Source organism: Euryarchaeota archaeon, from assembly GCA_016207515.1.
Lineage (GTDB): Archaea > Thermoplasmatota > SW-10-69-26 > JACQPN01 > JACQPN01 > JACQPN01.
The window spans coordinates 123,022-129,532 of record JACQPN010000023.1; the positions used below are offsets into that span (position 1 = coordinate 123,022).

The window sequence follows — 6,511 nt, forward strand, 5'->3', positions numbered from 1 at the left end:
GCAAAGGCGCCACCATGAAAGCACCCGCGCGCCTTGTGGCACTCACGGGAACGCCGGGCGTAGGAAAGAGCGCTGCCGCCGCCCTCCTCGAAAGAGAGTTCTTGGTGATCCACTTGAACGAACTCGTCCGCTCGAGCGGTGTCGGGGAGGGCCGCGACCGTCATCGCCAAAGCCTTGAGGTCGACCCACGTCGACTGGCCGCGCCGCTTCGACGCGCCGTCGGGCTCGCTTCGCGGGGCGCCGGACCGTCGTCGCAGGCGATCGTCGAGGGGCATTTGAGCCATCTCGTTCCGGGGATCTCCCGTGCGATCGTATTGCGGCTTTCCCCCCGGGTACTGCGGCGGCGTCTCGCCGCGAGACGCTGGAGGAGGACGAAGATCGAGGAGAACGTCGAGGCCGAGGGGATGGGCATCATCGCGGACGAATGCCGCACCCTCGACGACGCATGCGAGATCGACGTCACGGGCATGACCAGGGCACAAGTCGCCGCATCTGTGCGCCGCCTCGCCCGCTCCAGCCGACCGGCAAGAAGATACGCCTTGGGCTCCGTCGACTGGTCGGAGGACGATTCATGGTACTAGAACAGCACGCGGAAAAGGTCGGGTCCGTCTTCGGTCCGGGCGTCGCCCTTTCGAGGATGCTCGGACTCTCGCCGAACGCCGTCACCGTGCTCGCGTTCCTCCTTTCGCTTGTCTCGGCCGCGCTCTACTACTATGCGCCAACAGGCGGCCGGAGCCTCCTCCTCGCTGCGGCGGGGACCCTTTTCCTGTCCGCCTATCTCGATGCCGTCGACGGGCGGCTTGCGAGGGCCACGGGTCGAAAGACGCGCGCGGGCGATTTCCTCGATCATGCGCTCGACCGTTTCTCTGACGTCGCGTTGGTCATGGCCATAGGGCTTTCCGGAGTGGCCGATGAGAGGGTCGCCCTGGCAGCACTGGCCGGGATGCTCCTTGCCAGCTACATGGGGACACAGGCGCAGGCGGTCGGCGTTGGGCGCAATTACAAGGGCCTCGCAGGTCGGGCGGACCGGCTCTTCGTGCTCTTCATCGCGTCGATGCTCGATTTTGCCGCCGTCTCGACGCCTTTTGCGGCGCGAAGCTTCCTCGAACTCGCCTTGTATTACATCGCGGTGTTTGGCTCGCTCACGGCGCTCGAGCGTTTTGGTCAGGCGTGGAAAGATCTCAGCAAAAACCCGCCTCAATGAACCCGGGACCGGAAAACGCGCTCGGTGATGGATGTCGGCGATCGCCAATCGCCCGTACCTAGTCCTTAAATCTGAAAACCACTCATAAGACTGTACAGACCATGTCAAACATCCTTCGGACCTTCGGATTGATGCTCGCCCTCACGGGACTGTTCGTCCTCATGGGGCTTGCGGTCGGCGCGTACTTCGGCGACACGTACGGCGGGATGGCGTTCTTCCTCATCATCGCGGCCGCCATGAACCTCTTCGCGTACTTCCTCTCCGACAAGCTCGTGCTCTGGTCGTACAAGGCCAAGATCGTCGGCCCCGCGGAGGCGCCGCGCCTTCACGCGATCGTCGACAGGCTCGTGGCGAAGTCAGGCATCCCGAAGCCCCGCGTCGCCATCATGCCAAGCGAGACGCCGAACGCTTTTGCCACCGGCAGGAACCCCAAGAACGCGGTGGTCGCCGCCACCGCCGGCATCCTCCGCCTCCTCACCGATGAGGAGCTCGAAGCGGTGATGGCTCACGAACTCGGCCACGTGCGTAACCGCGACATCCTCGTCATGTCGATCGCCGCGACGATCGCGGGCGCGATAGGATTCGCGTCGAGGTCCATCTTCTGGGGCAGCATGTTCGGGGGCGGCGACAGGGACCGCGGAGGCAATCTTGCGTTTGCCCTTCTAGTCGGGATACTTGCTTCCATCGCGGCGGTGTTGGTGCAACTTGCGATATCGCGCTCGCGCGAGTTCGGGGCGGACGAAAGCGGTGCGAGGCTTTCCGGGCGGCCGAATGGCCTTGCCGCCGCATTGGAGAAGCTGGATTCCTACAACCACCGGATCCCGATGGAGAACGCGAACCCGGGCTCCGCGCACCTCTTCATCGTGAACCCGCTTTCCGGGGGCTCTGTTGCGAGGCTGTTCTCGACGCACCCGCCGACGAAGGCCCGAGTCGCGCGGCTTAAGAAACTGGCGTTGGAGATGGGGACTTTCAATTAGGTCTCTGTGAGACGGTCAAGTCATGCGACGGCGCCGTAGCGCCAATGCCATGCTTGCCACCAACACGAGGATGGCGCCGGTCGCTAGCCCAGGGACACGGTTCGAGCCACCGGCGGCGTCGTCGGACGACGTGTTGCCAGGGCTGCTCTTCGGGTCGGTCACGTTGGCCGGGTCGACCGAGAAAGTCACTCCGTCGAGGCCTTTCTGAAGCGCCCATCTGTCTTTTGTGCTCCCGTCGAGCGCCTTGAACTCACCGATGAGCGAGCCGTTTGAAAAAGTGAGGAGGACCACGCCGTAATCGCGGTTGTTCCTCGCTGCCTCCCACGCGGGCGGTTGGGAATCGGGCGAGGTGAAGGCGTAGTGCGAAGCACCACCGACCCCGGCGACGAGGTAAGTGGTACCGGTCTCTGAGACCGCTTCGCCAGTGATCATTTTCGTCCGCTCGTACAGGTGATCGTGAGCTTGGATATCGACGTCCAAGTGGTACTTGTCGAAAACTGGTCCCCAGATCGCCCTGACGGGGAGGTTGGAGCCATGGGGCCCGTCGCTCCACAGGGGATAATGGTGGAACGCGAGGATCCATCGGACCGACGGGTCCGCGCGCGCCGCCGCGAGGGTCGATTCGAGGAACCGAAGTTGCCCCTCGTTCGCTCCGTTCGCGCAAGAGGCCTCGGCAAGGCCAGGCACGGCGTCCCCTGCAGGGCCGACGTCACAGGCATGCTCCGTGTCAAGCGAGATGAAAACAGCGTCCCCGTAACGGAACGCGTACCATCGCTCTCCTTCCCTCGTCGGCATCGGGAGCCGCGCATCGTACTGCAGGAACTGTTGGCCGGCTTCGCGTTCGTGGTTACCGACGGCCGACATGTACGGAACGTGGGAGGCGTAAGGTTCGAGTGCCGCGAAGTAGGCGTCCCAAGTACGCGGCACCCCGTTGGCGTAGGAGAGGTCGCCGGCGACGAGGTGGAAATCGGCGCGGAGGCCGTTTGCGAAGGCCACGTTCTTGAGGGGGTTGTCCCCATCCGCCTCGGCCGCGGGATTGCCCGGGTCTGGGACGCCATGGTCGCCCCACACGGCCACGGTGAAACGCTCAGGCCTTTCACGCGCCGTCGTGAAGGTAAAATCTCGGCTCATCATAGAATCGGTCACCGCACGGTAGTGGTAAGTCGTCGCCGGTGCAAGTCCCTGGAGCGTTGCCCGGAACGCAGTTGGGCTGTCGCTACCCGTGGCCGTGTACGTCGCCGGGGCGGACGCGCCGTATCCGGTGGTCGGCCCGTAGTCGACGCGAGCCATGGTCGCCGGTGGAGCGGACCACGAAACCGAGACAGCCGTCATAGGGTCGGTTCCCCAAGCGATATGCACGCCGACCGGTCCCGAAGCGCCTTGGCTTGACGCCGGATACCCGGAAAAAACGACCGCCGAGACGAGGACGATGATTCCAAGCGGGAAAAGGCGCACCATTTGCACTTCCGGCGAGCGTATAAAGCGCTTGCTGTGACGTGGTTGTCGTCGGGCGCGTTTCGCGGTCCCGCTACCGGTTCGCGTCGGGGGTCGCCGCGCCTGGCGCCGACCCCGTGGCAGTCTTTCCACGTTCACGCATCAGTGCCCCCACGTAGACGCCGACCATTACGAAGATGCCGCCCACGACGAGGGCCCCCGTCACCGCTTCCCCAGCGATTGACGCGGCGACTACTATCGTCACCAGCGGGGCGAGCACCGACCCATACGCGTTCGCGGACGCCGTCCAGTGCGAAAGCACCCAGACCATCAAGACGAATGCCAGCATCGAGCTTACGATGAGCCAACCGAGGGCGCCCCACGTGGCGGTCGCGACCGGGAAGGTCTGTGGCTCGTGGAACGCAAGCGATAACGGGAACAGGATGGCGGTGCCAACGGCCATGCCGACGGCGTTTGCGGCGATCGGGTGGCTTCGAGGGAAGCCTTTCACGATGATGCCCGACGCTGCCGCGAAAAGCGCCGCCGCGAAGACGGATAGTAACGAAAGCACGGGGACCGCGGCGCTCAACTGTTCCTGGAAGACGACGGCGATCCCCACGATGCTGACCAAGGCGCCAAGAAGACCCAGCCGGCGGAACCTCTCGAGCCCGAATCCAATGGCCATCAGGAACGTCGTAAGCGGGATGGTCGCGAAGGTGACCGCCGCCATTCCGGAAGGCACCGTCACCAGTCCATAGTAAACGAGCGCGAAATTCGCCCCGAACGCGAACGCGCCGAAGAGCGCTGCCCCGATGAGCGCCTGTCCCGAGGGAAGCGGGATGCGTTTTGCAGCCACGACCGCGAACAGGATCATGGAGGCGACCGCAAAACGGAGCGATGCGCCCCAGAAGGGTGCGAGTTCGCGGTTGCTGAAGCGCACGGCGACGAAGTTCACGCCGAGGAAGAGGACTGTCGCCACGAAGGCCGCGAGCACCAAGGGTTGAGGCTTCGAGGAGGCGGAGGCCGACATCTACTTGAGCCGATGGAGCGTGCGACGCATAAAGGTCGCGCTTCGGCCGCTCCTCAGGGCGCGAGCGCGAACGTCACCGCAGGCGGCATCGGCCGCCGCGGATGAAGTGGGCGGGATCATCGAGCCCACGCCACGAACTCTTCTTTCGACCGTTTCGCCATCGTGTAGTTTGTCTTCAACTGGTTTCCCAAGGTGTCGAAAGGGATGGGCGCGTAATCGTGTCCTGGGAAAATGATTGTCGATTGGGGAAGCGCCGGGATCCTCTGCGTCAAAGTCTTCCACATCTCCGCCGGGTCGCCACCGGGAAGATCCATGCGGCCGCACTCGCCCAGGAACAGAGTATCGCCCGTGAACAGGCATCCATCGGGTTTGCCCGCCGTGTTACCCGGCACGCGGAAATCTTCTATGTAGTAGCACGTCGAGCACTCCGTGTGGCCGGGCGTGTGCATCGCGCGGATACGACTCGCGCCCAACTCGATGATGTGGCCATCGTTGAGGCCGACATCGTGCGGGACTTGGGAGACTTTGTGCGCGTAGACCTTGGCGCCCGTGCGCTTGGCGAGGCCCGCGACGTCCGTGACATGATCGTAGTGACGGTGCGTCACAAGAATCGCGATGATCTCGAATCCCCGCTGCGCCGCGATCTCTTCAACGGGCCCGGCATCAAACGAGGGGTCGACGACGGCGGCCTTTCCGGAGGGTCCGTCGGCGATGAGGTACGTGTAGTTCTGCATATGGCCGGTCACGCGTTGGAAGACGAGAACCATCGCGTTGAATGAAATGGTTACGCACAGAAAAGAATGTTGACGGGAGGGCCTCACGGATAGGCGAAATTGGGGACTGTGGCAATTGCCGCTTGCTACGATGCGACCATTTGTTCGGCCTAACGAGCAAAGTAGGGGTCAGCGGCGGCCCCCCCGGTCGGAAGCCCCTGGGCCTGGAACACCATCGGTTGATGTAGGCCTTTGCTGGCGAGGTCGATGGGAATGCTGACATGATATAATTTCACAAAGGGGAGGACCGAGGCAGTCGTTAGCTTCTGTACCGTTTCAGCGTAAGTGGGACGAATCGGTCTCTTGATTTTTGGACGGTTCCGGTTCCCGCGTGACTTGGATTGCTTGTTCGACGTATAAGCGTGATTGACGGCGTTGCATGTTCTTCTCCCGCCGCCTTTGCCTCGCGGCGGCGAGTTTCACTCGCCGCGTTTCAAGGACCTCATCCGGGTTTCCCCGATACTTGGCCCAGGGCGTGAGGTAGTCGATTCCACTGTGGAGTCGCTCGTGATTGTACCGGTGGATTATCCCGTTGAGGAGGACTCGCGCCGCGTCCGGTGTTTCGGGTTCGTGCAGGAAGAGTTCGGTCTTCACGGTGCCTTCGACGCGTTCGACGAACGCGTTGTCGGTCGGCGTATGCGGCCTGATCCTCGTGTGGGTGATGCCGCGGCGGGTGAGGACGATCTTGAAATCCCGGGATATGAAGCCACTTCCGTTGTCGGTCTGGATGACCGGCGTCTTCCCGGAGTCGAGGCGGCTGAGGGCCGTCTCAGCCGCCAGGCTCACCGAGTTCCCATCCATCCGGCCGAGGAGTTCCCAGTACGTGATGAACCTGGAGTACTCGTCGATGAACGTGATGAGGTAATAGTTCCGGTCGCCGAGTTTGACGTACGTGATGTCGCTCTGCCACTTCTCATCCGGTGCTGTCGGGCGGACCAATGCGATTCGCTCCCGTTGGACTCGTTGCCATTCGGCAACGAGTCCCGACTCCTTAAGGATACGGTAGACCGTGGAAGGCGTCACATGGACGACGTCCTCATCGATCATCCGGTAAGCGAGTTCCCGGTGACGAATGTTCGGGTGACCGTGGGCG

At 63.2% G+C, this 6,511-nt stretch carries 7 protein-coding genes; 3 read left to right on the top strand and 4 right to left on the bottom strand.

All coding sequences use genetic code 11. The features are described 5' to 3' along the window. Nucleotides 1-14 precede the first annotated feature (14 nt). From HY556_10715 to HY556_10725, 3 genes are all read left to right on the top strand, one after another. Nucleotides 15-581 (top strand): AAA family ATPase, encoded by a 567-nt coding sequence (locus HY556_10715; protein ID MBI4394245.1) that lies wholly within the window; start codon nucleotides 15-17, stop codon nucleotides 579-581. Further along, nucleotides 572-1,204 (top strand): CDP-alcohol phosphatidyltransferase family protein, encoded by a 633-nt coding sequence (locus HY556_10720; GenBank protein ID MBI4394246.1) that lies wholly within the window; start codon nucleotides 572-574, stop codon nucleotides 1,202-1,204. The genes HY556_10715 and HY556_10720 overlap by 10 nt, the downstream gene beginning before the upstream one ends. Before the next feature lie 101 nt (nucleotides 1,205-1,305). After that, complete coding sequence (locus HY556_10725) at nucleotides 1,306-2,181, top strand: zinc metalloprotease HtpX (protein MBI4394247.1); 876 nt, start codon at nucleotides 1,306-1,308, stop codon at nucleotides 2,179-2,181. A gap of 15 nt (nucleotides 2,182-2,196) precedes the next feature. Here the strand turns inward: HY556_10725 and HY556_10730 are convergent, their stop codons facing one another. The 4 genes from HY556_10730 to HY556_10745 all read right to left on the bottom strand — a co-directional run bounded on the left by HY556_10730 (nucleotide 2,197) and on the right by HY556_10745 (nucleotide 6,465). Further along, nucleotides 2,197-3,639, bottom strand: a complete 1,443-nt coding sequence (locus HY556_10730) for a metallophosphoesterase family protein (protein ID MBI4394248.1) — start codon at nucleotides 3,637-3,639, stop codon at nucleotides 2,197-2,199. A gap of 70 nt (nucleotides 3,640-3,709) precedes the next feature. Continuing rightward, nucleotides 3,710-4,645 carry an EamA family transporter gene (locus HY556_10735; protein MBI4394249.1) on the bottom strand — a complete coding sequence of 312 codons (936 nt, stop codon included), beginning with the start codon at nucleotides 4,643-4,645 and terminating at the stop codon, nucleotides 3,710-3,712. 116 nt (nucleotides 4,646-4,761) lie between these two features. Continuing rightward, a complete protein-coding gene (locus tag HY556_10740) occupies nucleotides 4,762-5,412 on the bottom strand; it encodes an MBL fold metallo-hydrolase (protein ID MBI4394250.1) in 651 nt (216 codons plus the stop codon). Between the two features lie 282 nt (nucleotides 5,413-5,694). Then, nucleotides 5,695-6,465, bottom strand: coding sequence for a transposase family protein (locus tag HY556_10745; GenBank protein MBI4394251.1), 771 nt, complete (start codon nucleotides 6,463-6,465; stop codon nucleotides 5,695-5,697). Nucleotides 6,466-6,511 lie beyond the last annotated feature (46 nt).